Source organism: Variovorax sp. V213, assembly GCF_041154455.1.
Taxonomy (GTDB): domain Bacteria; phylum Pseudomonadota; class Gammaproteobacteria; order Burkholderiales; family Burkholderiaceae_C; genus Variovorax.
Genome location: NZ_AP028664.1, coordinates 4,395,287 through 4,412,704, shown reverse-complemented (window position 1 = coordinate 4,412,704; position 17,418 = coordinate 4,395,287). Strand labels below are relative to the sequence as shown.

General features: G+C 66.3%; 17 protein-coding genes. 15 read left to right on the top strand and 2 right to left on the bottom strand.

Going from position 1 to position 17,418, the window contains the following annotated elements:
- Positions 1 to 18 precede the first annotated feature (18 nt).
- The gene (locus ACAM55_RS20960) at positions 19 to 726 is read right to left on the bottom strand and encodes a FadR/GntR family transcriptional regulator (RefSeq protein WP_369653375.1); all 708 of its coding nucleotides are present in this window, start codon (positions 724 to 726) and stop codon (positions 19 to 21) included.
- Between the two features lie 131 nt (positions 727 to 857).
- Between ACAM55_RS20960 and ACAM55_RS20955 the strand changes: the two genes are divergently transcribed.
- Genes ACAM55_RS20955 through ACAM55_RS20945 form a run of 3 tightly spaced genes read left to right on the top strand, consistent with a single transcriptional unit; the run spans position 858 to position 3,207 of the window.
- Positions 858 to 1,592 carry an SDR family oxidoreductase gene (locus tag ACAM55_RS20955; protein WP_369653374.1) on the top strand — a complete coding sequence of 245 codons (735 nt, stop codon included), beginning with the start codon at positions 858 to 860 and terminating at the stop codon, positions 1,590 to 1,592.
- Complete coding sequence (locus tag ACAM55_RS20950; RefSeq protein WP_369653373.1) at positions 1,589 to 2,335, top strand: SDR family NAD(P)-dependent oxidoreductase; 747 nt, start codon at positions 1,589 to 1,591, stop codon at positions 2,333 to 2,335. Before ACAM55_RS20955 ends, ACAM55_RS20950 begins: the two co-directional genes overlap by 4 nt.
- Before the next feature lie 23 nt (positions 2,336 to 2,358).
- Complete coding sequence (locus tag ACAM55_RS20945; protein WP_369653372.1) at positions 2,359 to 3,207, top strand: fumarylacetoacetate hydrolase family protein; 849 nt, start codon at positions 2,359 to 2,361, stop codon at positions 3,205 to 3,207.
- A 75-nt stretch (positions 3,208 to 3,282) separates the two neighbouring features.
- On the opposite strand, the gene ACAM55_RS20940 is transcribed toward ACAM55_RS20945, so the two are convergent.
- Positions 3,283 to 4,167, bottom strand: a complete 885-nt coding sequence (locus tag ACAM55_RS20940; protein WP_369656445.1) for a LysR substrate-binding domain-containing protein — start codon at positions 4,165 to 4,167, stop codon at positions 3,283 to 3,285.
- A gap of 126 nt (positions 4,168 to 4,293) precedes the next feature.
- Between ACAM55_RS20940 and ACAM55_RS20935 the strand changes: the two genes are divergently transcribed.
- The 12 genes from ACAM55_RS20935 to ACAM55_RS20880 all read left to right on the top strand — a co-directional run bounded on the left by ACAM55_RS20935 (position 4,294) and on the right by ACAM55_RS20880 (position 17,411).
- Positions 4,294 to 5,052, top strand: a complete 759-nt coding sequence (locus ACAM55_RS20935) for an SDR family oxidoreductase (protein WP_369653371.1) — start codon at positions 4,294 to 4,296, stop codon at positions 5,050 to 5,052.
- Positions 5,053 to 5,179: 127 nt separating this feature from the next.
- Positions 5,180 to 5,881 carry a TetR/AcrR family transcriptional regulator gene (locus tag ACAM55_RS20930; RefSeq protein WP_369653370.1) on the top strand — a complete coding sequence of 234 codons (702 nt, stop codon included), beginning with the start codon at positions 5,180 to 5,182 and terminating at the stop codon, positions 5,879 to 5,881.
- 61 nt (positions 5,882 to 5,942) lie between these two features.
- On the top strand, positions 5,943 to 7,739 hold the full coding sequence (locus ACAM55_RS20925; protein ID WP_369653369.1) for an acyl-CoA dehydrogenase C-terminal domain-containing protein: 1,797 nt from the start codon (positions 5,943 to 5,945) through the stop codon (positions 7,737 to 7,739).
- Between the two features lie 40 nt (positions 7,740 to 7,779).
- The gene (locus ACAM55_RS20920; protein ID WP_369653368.1) at positions 7,780 to 8,223 is read left to right on the top strand and encodes a DUF2147 domain-containing protein; all 444 of its coding nucleotides are present in this window, start codon (positions 7,780 to 7,782) and stop codon (positions 8,221 to 8,223) included.
- 37 nt (positions 8,224 to 8,260) lie between these two features.
- Positions 8,261 to 10,660: a 3-hydroxyacyl-CoA dehydrogenase/enoyl-CoA hydratase family protein gene (locus tag ACAM55_RS20915; protein ID WP_369653367.1), complete on the top strand. Its 2,400-nt coding sequence runs from the start codon at positions 8,261 to 8,263 to the stop codon at positions 10,658 to 10,660.
- Between the two features lie 131 nt (positions 10,661 to 10,791).
- Positions 10,792 to 11,988 carry an acetyl-CoA C-acyltransferase gene (locus tag ACAM55_RS20910; protein ID WP_369653366.1) on the top strand — a complete coding sequence of 399 codons (1,197 nt, stop codon included), beginning with the start codon at positions 10,792 to 10,794 and terminating at the stop codon, positions 11,986 to 11,988.
- A 169-nt stretch (positions 11,989 to 12,157) separates the two neighbouring features.
- Entirely contained in the window at positions 12,158 to 13,054 is an 897-nt protein-coding gene (locus tag ACAM55_RS20905) for an alpha/beta fold hydrolase (RefSeq protein WP_369653365.1), read from the top strand.
- Between the two features lie 28 nt (positions 13,055 to 13,082).
- Positions 13,083 to 13,913, top strand: a complete 831-nt coding sequence (locus ACAM55_RS20900; RefSeq protein ID WP_369653364.1) for an acyl-CoA thioesterase — start codon at positions 13,083 to 13,085, stop codon at positions 13,911 to 13,913.
- 11 nt (positions 13,914 to 13,924) lie between these two features.
- Entirely contained in the window at positions 13,925 to 14,665 is a 741-nt protein-coding gene (locus ACAM55_RS20895) for an SDR family oxidoreductase (RefSeq protein ID WP_369653363.1), read from the top strand.
- Between the two features lie 40 nt (positions 14,666 to 14,705).
- Complete coding sequence (locus ACAM55_RS20890; protein ID WP_369653362.1) at positions 14,706 to 15,299, top strand: 2-hydroxychromene-2-carboxylate isomerase; 594 nt, start codon at positions 14,706 to 14,708, stop codon at positions 15,297 to 15,299.
- 37 nt (positions 15,300 to 15,336) lie between these two features.
- On the top strand, positions 15,337 to 16,101 hold the full coding sequence (locus tag ACAM55_RS20885) for an enoyl-CoA hydratase (protein ID WP_369653361.1): 765 nt from the start codon (positions 15,337 to 15,339) through the stop codon (positions 16,099 to 16,101).
- A 158-nt stretch (positions 16,102 to 16,259) separates the two neighbouring features.
- Entirely contained in the window at positions 16,260 to 17,411 is a 1,152-nt protein-coding gene (locus ACAM55_RS20880; protein WP_369653360.1) for an ABC transporter substrate-binding protein, read from the top strand.
- Positions 17,412 to 17,418 lie beyond the last annotated feature (7 nt).

Below are 17,418 nucleotides of genomic sequence, written 5' to 3'. Positions count from 1 at the left end.
AAGAAGGATGCTGGCGATTCAGGACGCTTTTGCGCGGCGCCAGCTCGCGCTGAATCGTTGGTGCGAGTTGTCCATGTGGGCGTGCATCGCGGCACGCGCGGCCTCGGCGTCGTGCGCGGCCACCGCGTCGCGAATGGCCTCGTGCTCGGCAATGGCCGAGCGCCAGGAGGCCACCGTTTCGAAGTAGCCGCCCAGCCGCGTGAAGATCGGTCCGTTGCGGGAGTCCCAGAAGTTCTGCACCGTTTCCACCAGCACCATGTTGCCGCTGGCGTTGACGATGGCCAGGTGAAACGCGCGGTCGCCTTCCAGCGGCAGAATTTCGCGGTCGGCAAGGGCGCGCATCGTCTCGATGGCGCGCGTCATCGCATCGACGTCCTTGCGCTTGCCGATGGTGGCTGCAATGGCGGCGGTTTCGCCCTCGATCACGCGGCGCGCGCGAATCAGCTCCAGCGGGCCCCATTCGGTGGGCGCCACCGGCTTGCTCACGCGATGCGACCGGTCGAGCACGTACACGCCCGAACCCGTTCGAACCTCGACCCAGCCCTCGACCTCGAGCGCGATCAGCGCCTCGCGTACCGAAGGCCGGCTCACGCCAAGCTGCTTGGCCAGGTCGCGTTCGGCTGGCAGCCGCGCACCGACCGCGAATTCGCCCTTGCCGATCAGACCTCGGAGCTGGTCGGCAATCTGGCGGTACAGGCGCTGGGGTTCGACGGTCTGGAGCGGCACGGGACGGGCAGGTGTTAAGGGTTGTCCTGAATTGGACAAGTGGTAAGGCCAATTCAGAATACGATCCGTACCGCGCCGTCGCCATCGGGCCAAACCCTGAACGGCCGCTTCCACCTTTCAAGGAGACATGCATGAGACTCAAGGGCAAGACCGCGCTCGTCACGGCGGCCGGACAAGGTATCGGCCACGCGAGCGTGCTCGCCATGGCCGCCGAGGGCGCCCAGGTGTGGGCCACCGACGTCAACGAGAAGCTGCTCGAGCGCTACGCCGGCGTCGCCAACGTGCGCACGGCGAAGCTCGACGTGCTCGACAAGGATGCGATCGGCGCGTTTTTCAAGACTCTTCCCGCGCTCGACGTGCTGTTCAACTGCGCCGGCGTGGTGCACAACGGCACCGCGCTCGACGCCACCGACAAGGACCTGGAGTTCGCGTTCAACCTCAATGTGCGCGCGCAGTTCTGGACCATCCAGGCCGCGCTGCCCGGCATGCTGGCGGCCGGGCGCGGCAGCATCATCAACATGGCGAGCGTCTGCTCGAGCATGAAGGGGCTGCCCAACCGCTTCGTGTACGGCACCACCAAGGCGGCGGTGCTCGGCCTCACCAAGAGCGTGGCGGCCGACTTCGTGACGCGTGGCATCCGCTGCAATGCCGTCTGCCCCGGCACGGTCGATACGCCTTCCCTCGGCGAACGAATCAACGCCAACGAGGACCCCGAGGCGGCGCGCAAGGCGTTCATCGCGCGCCAACCCATGGGGCGGCTCGCGCAGGCCGAAGAAATTGCACCCGTGGTGGTGTTCCTCGCGAGCGACGAATCGGTGTTCGCTACCGGCCAGGCCTTCACGGTCGACGGCGGCCTCACCATATGAACCAGCTCGACTTCGCCGGCCGCCATGCCGTGGTGACCGGTGGCGCGGCGGGCCTGGGCTACGGCATCGCCGAACGGCTGCTGGCCTCGGGCGGCAGCGTCACGCTCTGGGACCGCGACGAGGCCGCGGCCGCCAAGGCCTGCGCGGCGCTGGGTGCCAAGGCCTTCGCGGTGAAGGTCGACGTGGCGCAGCAGCCTTCGGTCGCCGCTGCCGTGGCGGCCACGCTGGCGCATGCGCCGCGCATCGATGCGCTGGTCAACAGCGCCGGCATCACCGGCCCCAACGTCAAGCTGTGGGACTACCCGTTGGAGGACTGGCGGCAGGTGATGGACGTCAACATCAACGGCGTCTTCCTGTGCTGCCGCGAAGTGGTGGCGCAGATGCGAAAGCAAGGCTACGGCCGCATCGTGAACATCGCGTCCGTGGCCGGAAAAGAAGGCAACCCGAACGCCAGCGCCTACAGTGCGAGCAAGGCCGCCGTGATTGCGCTCACCAAGTCGCTGGGCAAGGAGCTGGCCGATACCGGCATCCGCGTCAACTGCGTGACGCCCGCGGCGGTGAAGACCGCCATCTTCGACCAGATGACACCCGAGCACATCGCGTTCATGCTCTCGAAAATTCCCATGGGCCGCTTCGGCACGGTGGAAGAGGTGGCCGCGATGGTCGGCTGGCTCTGCACCGAAGATTGCTCGTTCTCCACCGGCGCCGTGTTCGACCTCTCCGGCGGCCGCTCCACTTACTAACCAGTCTCCCAAGAAAGGACAACATGAAACTCGTTCGCTATGGCAATCCCGGCAAGGAAAAGCCCGGCCTCATCGACGACAACGGCCAGCTGCGCGACCTGAGCGCGCTGGTCAAGGACATCGGGCCCGAGCAGCTCGGCGACGCCGCCATTGCCAAGCTGCGCAAGCAGAAGGTCGATAAGCTGCCGCTGGTCAAGGGCAAGCCGCGCTTCGGCAGCCCGGTGGCCAACGTCGGCAAGTTCATCGCCATCGGCCTGAACTACGCCGACCATGCGGCCGAGTCCGGCCTGCCGATTCCGAAGGAGCCGGTGGTCTTCATGAAGGCGACCAGCTGCATCCAGGGCCCGAACGATCCCGTCATGCTGCCCAAGAACTCGGTCAAGAGCGACTGGGAAGTCGAACTCGGCGTGGTCATTGGCACGCGCGCGCGCTACGTCTCGCAAAAGGATGCGCTCAACTTCGTGGCCGGCTACTGCACCATCAACGACGTGAGCGAGCGCGAGTTCCAGATCGAGCGCGGCGGCACCTGGGACAAGGGCAAGGGCTGCGACACCTTCGGCCCCATCGGCCCCTGGCTGGTGACGCGCGACGAAGTGCCCAATCCGCAGAAGCTGTCGATGTGGCTCGACCTCAACGGCAAGCGCATGCAGACCGGCAGCACCAAGACCATGATCTTCAGCATCGCCAAGATCGTGAGCTACCTGAGCCAGTTCATGACGCTCTTGCCCGGCGACGTCATCACCACCGGCACGCCGCCCGGCGTCGGCCTTGGCATGAAGCCGCCGCTCTACCTGAAGAAGGGCGACGTGATGACGCTGGGCATCGAAGGCCTGGGCGAGCAGCGCCAGGAAGTGGTGCCTTTCAAGCTTTAAGCCAAATAGGCACACAAGAAACGGCGTGGTGGGCGGGAGCCCGCCGCGCCGTTTTTGTTGCGCGCCATGACGCGCTCAGCGCAGGACCCGGATCAGCTCGTCGTACACCAGCCGCACGCGCGCGGGCACCGGCGCGCGCTGCGGGCGGTAGACGTTGATCGGCCATGGCTCCGGTGCGTCGGCCTCCAGCACGGCCACCAGCGCGCCCGTTTGCAGCCATGGTTCGGCCAGCGGCGCAATGAGCTGGCCGAAGCCCACACCGGCCAGCACGGCGGCACATTCGGCATCGATGTCGTCAGTCACGAATGCCGGTGACGTCACGGTGACGACTCGCCGCTTGCTGAACGCCCACGGCCAGGGACGGCCCGAGCTCAGGTCGATCAGCGCGGTGAGTGGCAGCGCCGAAAGCGCATCCAGGCTCTGGGGCGTGCCGACCCTTTCGATGAGCGCCGGTGCGGCCACCACATGCAGCGGCATTTTTCCGACGGCCCGCGCGACGAAGCGCGCGTCGCGCATCGGGCCGACGCGCACTCCGATGTCGATCTGCTCGTCCACCACGTCGGCATGCTGCTCGGACAGGCGCAGGTCGAGCACCAGCCCGGGGTGCGTTGCCAGCAGCGGAGCGAGCGCTTGCGGTATGAGCCGCGCATACATGTGCGGGGCCGTGACCCGCACCGTGCCCGCATGCTGCGACAGCGTGCGCCGGTCTATCTGATGAAACAGCTCGTCGACGCCGCCCACTGCCGTGCGCGCACGCTCCGCCAGCTGCCGCCCGAAGTCGGTGAGCTGCACGCCGCGCGTGCTGCGGTGGAACAGCGGCTCGCCCAGTTCTTCCTCGAGCTCGCGCACCGCGCGCGTCACCACCTGCGGCGAGACGGACAGGCGCGCGGCTGCTTCGCGGAAGTTGGCGGCAGCGGCGGCGGTACAGAACACGCGCAGGGCTTCGAGACGGTTGGCCATGGGTGCTTTCAAGAGGGGGCTTATTCCAGTTTAAGGAATTCTGAAGTCGCAAGAGTTTCATTTACGGGAACGTGTGGATTTTCCACACTGCATGCACTTCTTCTTCAACACCCGAAAGGAATTCCCATGACATCCATTCAAGACAACATCCGCGGCAAGGTTGCCATCGTCACCGGCGCGAGCAGTGGGCTTGGCGAATCGACCGCGCGCCACCTGGCCGCGCGCGGCGCAAAGGTGGTGCTCGCGGCACGCCGCACCGACCGGCTCGACAAGGTGGTCGCCGAAATCCGCGAAGCCGGCGGCGAAGCCATTGCCGTCGCCACCGACGTGGCGAAGCGCGCCGATCTGGACAAACTCGCGGCCGCCACTGTGGAAGCTTTCGGCCGCATCGACGTGCTGGTCAACAACGCCGGCGTGATGCCGCTGTCGCCGATCGAGAAGCTCAAGGTCGACGAGTGGGACCGCACCATCGACGTCAACATCAAGGGCGTGCTCTACGGCATTGCCGCGGTGCTGCCGCGCATGCAGGCGCAGGGCAGCGGTCACATCGTCAACGTGGCGTCCATCGCAGGGCTGAAGGTGTTCACGCCGATCGGCACCGTCTACAGCGCGACCAAGCACGCGGTGCGCGCCATTTCCGAAGGGCTGCGCGTTGAAATGGGCAACAGCGGCGTGCGCGTGACCATCGTGTCCCCCGGCGCGATCGAATCGGAACTGAAGTTCGGCAGCAGCGACGCCGAAAGCGCGGCCGGCGTGAAGGCGTTCTACGAGGCCAACCAGATTCCCGCGGACTCGGTGGCGCGCGCCGTGGTCTACGCTGTGGAGCAGCCTGCGGACGTGGACATCAACGAGGTGGTGCTCCGGCCCGTTTCGCAGGAGTTCTGATCCGGGCGGGGCAGTGGCGGCCCCGCCCCGCATCGATTAACCTTCAACTGCAGAAGGACATTGACAGCCAAAATCGCAAAGCGCCTGCAAAATAGAACGACCGTTCGTTTTATTCGGAGCTTCAACGATGTCCGTCAATGCCGTTCCCGCCAAGCCGGTCCGCGCCGCCCAGAAGGGCCAGCAGACCAAGGCCGTCATCGTCGACGCGGCGCTGGCGCTGGCAGCGCAGATCGGGCTCGAAGGCCTGTCGATCGGCGCCGTGGCCGAAATCACGAAGATGAGCAAGTCGGGCGTGTTCGCCCACTTCGGCTCGCGCGAGGAACTGCAGATCTCGGTGGTGCGCGAGTATCACGCTCGCTTCGAGCAAGAGGTGTTTTTTCCGGCCCTCGAGGCGCCGCGCGGCCTGCCGCGGTTGCGCGCCATGTTCGCCAATTGGATGAAGCGCACCTCGGCTGAAATCGACTCGGGCTGCATCTACATCAGCGGCGCTTCCGAATTCGACGACCGTCCCGGCCCGGTGCGCGATGCGCTGGTGGAGTCGGTCAGCATCTGGCAGGCGGCCGTCCTGCGCGCCATCGTGCAGTCCAAGAGTGAAGGCCATCTGCGCGCCGACGCCGACGAGCGCCAACTCGCTTTCGAGATCCACGGTCTGATCCTCGCGCTGCACTACGAAGCGCGCTTTCTGCAGGTGCCGGGTTCCATTGGCCGCGCCAACGTCGGCTTCGACAACATCCTCGCGCGCAGCGCCACACCTGAAGCGCCGCCGGCCGAAGCAGCCGCCGCCAAGGCCAAGCCTTCCGCTTCCCGCCGGCTCAAGCCGGTGCGCTGAGCCCCCTTTTTTTCGTTCTTCCCTTTTCTTTTTTTCCAGTTTTCGACCAGGAGAGTTCCGGATGCCTACTTACAACCCACCCGTACGCGACATGCAGTTCGTGCTGCACGAAGTGCTCAACGTCGCCGATGAACTCAAGGCGCTTCCGGCCCATGCCGAGACCGATGCCGACACCATCAACGCTGTGATCGAAGAGGCCGGCAAGTTCGCCGCCGAGGTGACTTTTCCGCTCAACATCAGCGGCGACGAAGAGGGCTGCAAGCTCGACAAGACCACGCACGAAGTCAAGACGCCGAAGGGCTTCAAGGACGCCTACGCCAAGTACGTCGAAGGCGGCTGGCCCGCGCTGTCGTGCGACCCGGCCTTCGGCGGCCAGGGCTTGCCTTTCGTGGTGAACCAGTGCCTGTTCGAAATGCTCAACAGCGCCAACCAGGCCTGGACCATGTACCCGGGCCTGTCGCACGGCGCGTACGAAGCCCTGGCGGCTCACGGCACCGACGAACAGAAGAAGACCTACCTGCCCAAGCTCACGAGCGGCGAATGGACCGGCACCATGTGCCTGACCGAACCGCACTGCGGCACCGACCTGGGCCTCTTGCGCACCAAGGCCGAGCCGCAGCCTGACGGCACCTATCGCATCACCGGCAGCAAGATCTTCATCTCGGCCGGCGAGCACGACATGACGAGCAACATCATTCACCTGGTGCTGGCCCGCCTGCCCGATGCGCCCAAGGGCAGCAAGGGCATCAGCCTGTTCGTGGTGCCGAAGTTCAAGGTCAAGGCCGACGGCTCGCTCGGCGAGCGCAACCCGATCTTCTGCGCCGGCCTGGAGCACAAGATGGGCATCCACGGCAACGCCACCGCGCAGATCGTGATCGAAGGCGCCACCGGCACGCTGGTGGGCGAGCCCAACAAGGGCCTGGCCGCGATGTTCGTGATGATGAACGCCGCGCGCCTGGGCGTGGGCAACCAGTCGCTCGGCCTGACCGAAGTGGCCTACCAGAATGCGCTGGCCTACGCCAAGGACCGCACGCAGATGCGTTCGCTCTCCGGCGTCAAGGCCAAGGACAAGGAAGCCGACCCGATCATCGTGCACCCCGACGTGCGCAAGATGCTGCTCACCGCCAAGGCTTACGCAGAAGGCGGCCGCGCGCTGCAGATCTTCTGCACGCTGCTGCTCGACAAGGAACACAACCACCCCGACGAGAAGGTGCGCAAGGACTCGGGCGAACTGGTTGCGCTGCTCACGCCCATCGTCAAAGCCTTCATCACCGACAACGGCCACATCGCGACCAATTCGTGCATGCAGGTGTTCGGCGGCCACGGCTTCATCAAGGAATGGGGCATGGAGCAGTTCGTGCGCGACAACCGCATCAACATGATCTATGAAGGCACCAACACCATCCAGTCGCTGGACCTGCTGGGCCGCAAGGTGCTGGGCAACAACGGCGCGTCGCTCAAGAAGTTCGGCAAGCTCGTGGCCAAGCTGGTGGAAGAAGAAGGCGTGAACGAGAAGATGGCCGAGTTCATCAACCCGATCGCGATGCTGGGCGACCAGCTCACCAAGTTCACGACCGAAATCGGCTTCAAGGGCTTCCAGAACCCCGACGAGGTGGGCGCCGCCGCAGTGGACTACCTGCGCGTGGCCGGCCACTTCGTGTTCGGCTACCTGTTCGCCCGCATGGCCCAGGTGGCGCTGCGCGAAATTGCCGCCGGCAACACCGACCCGTTCTATGTTGCCAAGCTGCAGACCGCGCGCTTCTATTTCGCCAAGCTGTTCCCCGAGACCGCGACGCTGATGCGCACCGCGCGAGCCGGCAGCAAGGTGTTGATGGACACCGATGCAGCGCTGGCTTGAGGCCGCTGTCTTCTTTCATCGTCCAACCGGGAGCCCGTTCATGAAATCGATGCTTGCAGCCATCGTCCTCGCCGCCGCCTCGGTCACGGCCATGGCCCAGGGCACGGCCCTGACCCCGGTGGGGCTGTGGCGCAACGTCGACGACAAGACCGGCGAGGCCAAGGCGGAGATCCGCATCGGCGAAGCCAACGGCGCGCTCATCGGCCGCATCGAAAAGTCGCTGAAGAAGGACGGCAAGCCCGACGCGATCTGCGATGAATGCAGCGACGACCGCAAGGGCAAGCCCATCACCGGGCTCGACATCATCCGCGGCGGCAAGAAGGCCGAAGGCAAGGACGTCTGGGAAGGCGGAAAGATCCTCGACCCCGAGAACGGCAAGGAATACCGCGCGAGCTTCACGCCCATCGACGGCGGCAAGAGGCTCGAAGTGCGCGGCTACCTGGGCCCTTTCTGGCGGACCCAGACCTGGAATCGTGTCCAGTAGGCCGCCCGCGTTTTCAATCCAAGAAATACCAATCAACATGTCCCGATTTCAAGTGAAAAAGGTCGCCGTGCTCGGCGCCGGCGTGATGGGCGCGCAGATTGCTGCCCATCTCGTGAACGTGCGCGTGCCGGTGGTGCTGTTCGACCTGGCCGCAAAAGAAGGCCCGAAGAACGGCATCGTCACGCGCGCCATCGACAATCTCAAAAAGCTCAAGCCCGCGCCGCTCGGCGACGTGGCCGACGCGGTGTTGATCGAGCAGGCCAACTACGACGACGATCTTGCCAAGCTCGGCGAATGCGACCTCATCATCGAAGCCATCGCAGAGCGCATGGACTGGAAGCTCGATCTGTACAAGAAGATCGCGCCGCACGTTTCGAAGCACTCGATCCTGGCGTCCAACACCTCGGGCCTGTCGATCACCAAGCTCAGCGAGGCACTGCCCGAAGCGCTGAAGCCGCGCTTCTGCGGCATTCATTTTTTCAACCCGCCGCGCTACATGTTCCTGGTGGAGCTGATCAACACGCCCACCACCGAGCCGCAGGTGCTCGACGACCTCGAGGCTTTTGTCACCAGCACCCTCGGCAAGGGCGTGGTGCGCGCGCACGACACGCCCAACTTCATCGCCAACCGCGTCGGCATCGCCGGCATGCTGGCCACGCTGAAGGAGGTCGAGAAGTTCGGCCTCACGCCCGACGTGGTGGACGACCTCACCGGCAAGAAGCTGGGCCGCGCGAGCTCGGGCACCTTCCGCACCGCCGACGTGGTGGGCCTCGACACCATGGCTCACGTCGTGAAGACGCTGCAGGACAACCTCGACGCCGAGACCGATCCGTTCTACGCCAACTTCGCGACGCCGCCGGTGCTCGCGAAGCTGCTCGAGCTGGGCAACCTGGGCCAGAAGACCAAGGCCGGCTTCTTCAAGAAGGTGGGCCGCGACATCCTGCGTTTCGACCTCCAGAGCGGCGACTACGTGCCGGCCGGCGCCAAGGCCGACGAGGTGTATGGCCGCATGCTCAAGAAGCCCGCGGGCGAACGCCTGAAGCTGCTGCGCGAGAGCGAGGGACCGCAGGGCCAGTTCCTCTGGGCCATCTTGCGCGACAGCTTTCACTACGCCGCCGTGCACCTGGCCAGCATTGCCGAGAGCGCGCGCGACATCGACTTTGCGATGCGCTGGGGCTTCGGCATGAAGCAGGGCCCATTCGAGCTCTGGCAGGAGGCCGGCTGGGCGCAGGTCGCCAAGTGGGTACAGGAAGACATCGACGCCGGCAAGGCGCTGAGCACCGCGCCGCTGCCGAAGTGGGTGTTCGAAGGCCCGGTGGCCAAGGCCGGCGGTGTGCACACGGCCGAAGGCTCATGGAGCGCCTCGCAGAACAAGTTCGTGCCGCAGCGCAGGCTGCCGGTGCACGACCGCCAGCTGTTCCCCGAGAGCGTGCTTGGTGCCAACGCGACCGATGCCAACACCGCCGGCATCACGATCAGCGACGAAGGCGACGTGCGCGTCTGGACGCTCGACGGCGAGGTGCTCATCGCGAGCATCCATTCGAAGATGCATGCCATCAGCCCCGATGTGGCCGAAGCGCTGGGAGCCGCGGTCGACCTGGCCGAAGCCGAATACAAGGGCCTGGTGATCTGGTCGCCCGACGAGATGTTCTCGGTCGGCGCCGATCTGCAGGCGATGCTGCCGGCCTTCGTGGTCGCGGGCATCGGCGCGGTCGAAGGCGCGGAAGAAGAGCTGCAGAACGTGATGCTCAAGATCCGCTACGCCAGCGTGCCCGTGGTGTCGGCCGTGCGCGGCATGGCGCTGGGCGGCGGTTGCGAACTGGCCGTGTATTCGGCCAAGCGCGTGGCGGCGATGGAAAGCTACATCGGCCTGGTCGAAGTGGGCGTGGGCCTGATCCCGGGCGCGGGCGGCCTGACGTACATCGCACGCCGTGCGGCCGAGAACGCAGCGGCCTCCACCGGCACCGACCTGCTGCCGTTCCTGACCGAAGGCTTCACCGCCGCGGCGATGGCCAAGGTCGGTACCGGCGCGCTCGACTCGAAGAAGCTCGGCTACCTGCTCGATAGCGACGTGATCGTGCCGAACAAGGACGAGCTGCTCTACGTAGCGCTGCAGCAGGCCAAGGCGATGGCCGATGCCGGCTACCGTGCACCGCTGCGCCGCAGCTTCCGTGTGGCGGGCCGAAGTGGCGCCGCGACCATCAAGGGGCAACTCGTCAACATGCGCGACGGCGGTTTCATCAGCGCGCACGACTTCCATATCGCGAGCCTGATCGCCAACGTGGTGACCGGCGGCGACGTGGACGCGGGCTCGCTCGTGACCGAGGAATACCTGATGGCGCTGGAACGCAAGGCGTTCTGCTCGCTCATCGTGCATCCGAAGACGCAGGAGCGGATCATGGGGATGCTGAGCACGGGGAAGCCGGTGCGGAACTGATCAGGCCCAGACCATGAAAGAGGACGCTGGCATGTCTGCTCCCCTCTCCCGCGAGTGGGAGAGGGAGCAAGACAGCCAACCATCGTCGCATCGGACGAATGAGCAAGACAAGATACAAGGACTGAAGAGCCATGAAACAAATCCAAGACGCCTACATCGTCTCCGCCACCCGCACCCCGATCGGCAAGTCGCACCGCGGCTACTTCCGCAACTACCGCCCCGACGACCTGCTCGCGACCACGCTGAAGGCTGCACTCGCCGCCGTGCCTGGCCTCGACCCCAAGGCCATTGAAGACATCATCTGCGGCTGCGCGATTCCCGAATCGCAGCAGGGCCTGAACGTCGCGCGCATCGGCGCGGTGCTGGCGGGCTTGCCCACGAGCATTGGCGGCATCACCGTGAACCGCTTCTGCGCCTCGGGTCTTTCGGCCGTGCAGATGGCGGCGGACCGCATCCGCGTCGGCGAGGCCGACGTGATGATCGCGGCCGGGGTCGAAAGCATGAGCATGGTGCCGATGATGGGCAACTCGCCGTCGCTGTCGCCCTCGATCTTCGAGCGTGAAGGCGACGTGGGCATTGCCTACGGCATGGGCCTCACGGCCGAAAAAGTCGCGCAGCAGTGGAAGGTGAGCCGCGAGGCGCAGGACGAATTTGCGCTCGCCTCGCACAAGAAGGCGCTGGCCGCGCAGAAGGCCGGCAAGTTCACGGACGAGATCACCCCCATCGAAGTGACCGACCGCACGCCGAACCTCGAGACCGGCGAGTCGATCGCGAAGACGCGCACGGTGAATCTCGACGAAGGCGCGCGCCCCGACACCAGCCTCGAAGGCCTGGCCAAGCTGCGTACCGTGTTCGCCGCGCGCGGCACCGTCACGGCTGGCAACAGCTCGCAGACTTCCGACGGCGCGGGCGCGCTCATCCTCGCAAGCGAGAAGGCGGTCAAGCAATACGGCCTCACGCCGCTCGCGCGCTTCGTGAGCTTTGCGAGCAAGGGCGTGCCGCCGCACATCATGGGCATCGGTCCTATCGAGGCCATTCCGGCCGCGCTGCGCTATGCGGGGCTCAAGCACGAGGACATCGACTGGTTCGAACTCAACGAAGCCTTCGCCGCGCAATCGCTCGCCGTCATCAACACGCTGGGACTCGACCCGAGCAAGGTCAACCCGATGGGCGGCGCGATTGCGCTGGGCCATCCGCTCGGCGCCACCGGCGCCATTCGCACGGCCACGGTGGTACATGCGCTGCGGCGCGAGAACCTGAAGTACGGCATGGTCACGATGTGCGTGGGCATGGGGCAGGGAGCAGCGGGCATCTTCGAACGCGTGTAGGGACGCGGCTACTGCGCGGGCGGTCTGCGGCGTTGCGGAGCCCGTCGGAAAATCCTCACGACCCTGAAGGCCGCTCCGGTTTTCCGCCACCCGCGCCTTGCATCTCATCCCGCTCGCTACGCCGGAAAGGTTGCGGTCGATGGTTCGAAAAACGAAGGAGACAACTTCAATGCAGATGCAGCAGCTCCCAGTCGACGATAGCGTGCAATTGGCCGTGCGCCGCTACGAGCCGGCCGGCGAAGCCCGCGCCAGCATCGTCATCGGCGGTGCCATGGGCGTGCGGCAGTCGTTCTACGAACCCTTCGCGCAATGGCTCGCCCATCAGGGCCTGAGCGTCTGGACGTTCGACTACCGCGGCTCGGGCGATTCGCGCAACGGTGCCTCGTTGCGTGGTTTCGAGGCCGACCTGTTCGACTGGGCGCGCGACTATGAAGCAGTGATCGATGCCGCGAAAGCTGCGTTGTCCGGACAGCCGCTCTACCTGCTGGGCCACAGCCTCGGTGCGCAGCTGCCGGGGTTCCTGCAGCGGCCCGAGCAGGTCGACGGCCTCGTCAGCATCGCCGCTGGCAGCGGCTACTGGCGCGAGAACGCGCCAAAGCTCAAGCGCAGCATCCTCTACTTCTGGTTCGTGCTGGTGCCGCTGGTCACTCGGCTGTGCGGCTACTTTCCGGGCCGCAGGCTCAAGAAGGTCGGCGACCTGCCGCGCGGCGTGATCCTGCAGTGGCGGCGCTGGTGCCTGAACCCGCGCTACAGCCTCGGCGCCGAAGGCGAGCGGGCCTTGCAGAGCTACGGGCGCGTGCGCTTTCCGGTGCTCGCGCTGTCGATCACCGACGACGAACTCATGACGCTCGCGGGCACCGAAAGCCTCGTGAGCTTCTACGCGGGCGCGCCGAGCGCGGTCGAGCGCATCGCGCCGGCCGACGTGCAGGCGCGGCGCATCGGCCACTTCGGCTTCTTCCGCGAACAGTTCAAGAGCAGCCTCTGGCCAAGCATGCTTGACAAGCTGCACCGGCTGGCGGCACTTACTGCGGTGCAGCAAGCCAGCGTCCCGCACACGACTGCGTGATGCCATTCACCGGAGGCACACTGCAACCATGAGCACGCACCCATTCGACAAAGCCATCGCGCTGCAACACAGCGACATCCGCGTCGGCCACTTCACCGGCGCCACCAGTCCGGACTACTGGAACATGGTCGGACCCTTTGGCGGCGCCACCGCGGCCATTGCACTGCAGGCGGTGTTGCGGCATCCGGACCTGCTGGGCACGCCCATTGCGCTGACCGTGAACTTTGCGGCCGCGCTCGAAGCCGGTCCGTTCGACGTGCAGGCCACGGCCGTGCGCACCAACCGTTCGACCCAGCACTGGACCGTGCAGATCACACAGGGCAACGCGGGCGGGATGCCGAACATGACGACCACCGCCACCGTGGTCACGGCCGCGCGGCGCGACACCTGGGGCGCAAGCGACATGCCGATGCCCGAGGCGCCCAACCCCGAAACGGTCGAGCGTCTCAGCATCGGGCCGTCGGGCGTCGCCTGGCTCGACCGGTACGAGATGCGGCCGTTCAGCGGCGGCATTCCCGCGAAGTGGGACGACAGCCTGCATCACAGCGAGTCCCGGCTCTGGCTGCGCGACGCGCAGGCGCGGCCGCTCGACTTTTGCTCGCTGGCCGCGATGAGCGACACGTTCTATCCGCGCGTCTGGCTGCGCCGCGCCAAGCATGTGCCGGCGGGCACGGTGTCGATCACCACCTACTTCCATGCCGGGCCGGCGCAGCTGGCCGAGGTCGGCACGGGTTACCTGCTCGGCCGGGCGGTGGGGCAGCAGTTCTTCAACGGCTTCTTCGACCAGACGGCGCATCTGTGGAGCGAGAAGGGCACGTTGCTCGCGACTTCCAATCAGATCGTCTACTACAAAGAATAGCGAGACGCCCCATGCAAAAGACCGCACTCATCGTCGGAGCGGGCGACGCCACCGGCGGGGCCATTGCACGCCGCTTCGCGCGCGAGGGGTTCGCCGCCTGCGTCACGCGGCGCAGCCTCGACAAGCTGCAGCCGCTGATCGCGCAGATCGAGGCCGACGGCGGCCGCGGCCATGCCTTTGCCTGCGACGCGCGCAAGGAAGAAGAAGTGGTCGCGCTCGTCGAGCAGATCGAATCGACCGTGGGCCCGATCGAGGTGATGGTGTTCAACATCGGCGCCAACGTGCCCGAGAGCATCCTGACCGAGACCGCGCGCAAGTACTTCAAGGTGTGGGAGATGGCCTGCTTCTCGGGTTTTCTCAACGGGCGCGAAGTGGGAAAGCGCATGGTGGCGCGAGAACTGCCAAAGGGCGGGCATCGCGGCACGATCATCTTCACCGGCGCCACGGCATCTCTGCGCGGCGCGGCCAACTTCGGCGCCTTCTCGGGCGCGAAGATGGCACTGCGCGCATTGGCGCAGTCGATGGCGCGCGAGCTGGGCCCGCAGGGCATTCACGTGGCGCACGTGGTGGTCGACGGCGCCATCGACACCGAGTTCATCCGCAGCAACTTTCCCGAGCGCTACGCACTGAAGGAAAGCGACGGCATCCTGAACCCCGAGCACATTGCCGACAGCTACTGGATGCTGCATTCGCAGCCGCGCGACGCCTGGACGCACGAGCTGGACCTGCGTCCCTGGTCCGAGAAGTTCTGAGATGCCGGCTCGTTGCCTTGTGCGCAACAAGGAGACACCCATGACCCAATCCGTCGACTTCTATTTCGACTTCGGCAGCCCCGCCGCCTACCTGGCCGCCACGCAACTGCCGCACATATGCGCCGACACCGGCGCGCAACTGGTCTGGAAGCCCATGCTGCTTGGCGGCGTGTTCCAGGCCACGGGCAACCGTTCGCCGGCGGAGATCGTGCTCAAGGCGCCGTACATGACCATCGACCTGCAGCGTTTTGCCAGGCGCTACGGCGTGCCCTTCGTGCACAACCCGCATTTCCCCATCAACACGCTGCTGCTGATGCGCGGCGCCACGGGCATCCAGATGAAGGAGCCGGCGCGCTTCGGCGTTTACGTCGACGCCATTTTCGATGCGATGTGGGTCGAACCGAAGAACATGAACGACCCCGCCATCGTTGGCGCCGTGCTTCAAAATGCGGGCTTCGACGCTGCCGCCTTGCTGGCGCTGGCCGGCTCGCAGGAAGTGAAAGACCGCCTGAAAGCCGTCACGCAAGAGGCGGTGGAGCGCGGCGTGTTCGGCGCGCCCACCATGTTCGTCGGCGACCAGATGTTCTGGGGCCAGGACCGCCTGGATTTCGTGCGCGAAGCCCTCGACGCCTGATCGCTGCCATCACCCGTTTTATCCAAGGACCATTCCCATGACCGACATCCTCGTCCACACCGAAGCCGGTGTGATGACCCTGACCTTCAACCGCGTCGACAAGAAGAACTCGATCACCAGCAGCATGTACGCCGAACTGGCCGACGCACTGGCTGCGGCCGAGAGCGATGCGGCCGTGCGCTGCGTGCTGATCCAGGGCGACCCGACGATCTTCAGCGCGGGCAACGACATCGGCGACTTTCTCAATGCGCCGCCCGCCGGCCAGGATTCGCCGGTGTTCCGCTTCCTGCGCGGCATCGCGACCTTCCCCAAGCCCATCGTCGCGGCCGTCTGCGGCCCGGCCGTGGGCATCGGCACCACGATGCTGTTCCATTGCGACCTGGTCTACGCGGGCGACAACGCGGCCTTCTCGATGCCCTTCGTGAACCTGGGCCTGTGCCCCGAAGCGGCGTCGAGCCTGCTGGTGCCGCAGATGCTGGGCTACCATCGTGCGGCCGAGGCGCTGCTGCTGGGCGAGCCCTTCATGGCCGAGGCCGCGCTCGAAGTGGGCCTGGTCAACCGCATCGTGCCGCCGACCGAAGCCAATGCCATCGCGCAGGTGCAGGCCCGCAAGCTCGCGGCCAAGCCGCTGAGCGCGCTGGTCGAGACCAAGCGCCTGCTGAAGAAGGCCCAGATGCCCGCCGTGCTCGAGCGCATGGGCGAAGAGGGCGCGAGCTTCGGCCGCATGCTGCGCGAACCCGCTGCCAAGGAGGCTTTCGGCGCCTTCATGGAGAAGCGCAAGCCGGATTTCTCGAAGGTCTGATGGATGAGGGGCTCTCCGCGTTGGCCCGAAGACAGTGCCCGCGTACACTGTCCCGCGTGCAAGTCTTCGAGAAAAGATCGCTTGAAACGCCCGTCCAGCCGGCGTGTGAAGCTACTGAAAAAGTAGCAATCGACCTTGCGCGCCGGCGTACGTTGGGGATGCTCGCGGGCACCCTGGCGGCGCCTTCCCTGGCCTTGGCGCGCGTGCGCCCCCTGCGCATCGGGCTCATCGGCTCCTGGTCCGGCCCCTATGCGGGCGGCGGCCGCCAGTTCGATGCCGGCATGTCGGTCTGGCTTGCCGCACACAACCAGCAGATCGCAGGGCGCCCGGTCGAGCTGCTGCGCCGCGACGTGCCGGGCAGTGCGCCCGAGCAGGCACGCCGCCATGCGCAAGACCTGGTCGAGAGCGAACGGGTCGACCTGCTGGCGGGGCTGGACTTCAGCTCCAACGCCTATGCCGTCGGCGCCGTGGCCACGCAGGCCAAGGTGCCTTTGCTCGTGATGAATGCGGCCTCTTCGGGCCTCACGGCGCGCTGTCCTTTTGCGGTGCGGGTGTCGTTCACCATCGCCCAGGTCACGCTGCCGCTGGCAAGCTGGGCGCTCCAGCAAGGCCTGCGCAACGTCTGCACCGTGGTGGCCGACTACGCCTCGGGCGTCGATGCGGAAAGCACCTTTGTCGCGGGCATCACCGCTGGCGGCGGCCAGGTCGGCGCCATGCTCCGGGTGCCGCTCGCTACGCTCGACTATTCGGCCTACATGCTGCGCCTGCGCGAGCTCAAGCCGCAGGCGGTGTTCTTCTTCCTGCCTTCGGGGCAGATGCCGACGACCTTTCTCAAGTTCTGGCGCGACCGCGGCATGGCCGATACCGGCATCCGCCTGCTCGCCACCGGCGACGCCACCGACGACCACTACCTCGAAGGCATCGGCGAACTGGCCGATGGCCTGGTGACCAGCCACCACTATTCATTCGCCCACGAGTCCGCGGCCAACCGCCGCTTCACCGGGGTTTTCGAAACCGAATACGGCAGCCATCTGCGGCCCGGCTATTTCGCCGTGGCAGCCCACGATGCGCTCGCCGCCACCGACGCCGCGATGAGTTCGCCCGCCGCGCGCGGCGGCCTCGGCGGCGAACGGCTGGTGGATGCTTTCCGGGGCCTGAAGCTCGAGAGCCCGCGCGGCCCGATCGAGATCGATGCCTACACCCGGGACATCGTGCAGGCCGTCTATATCCGCCGCACCGAGCGGCGCGACGGGCGCTGGATCAACCGCGAGTTCGAGCGCTTCGAGCGGGTGCGCGACCCGGCGCTGTGAGCCATCG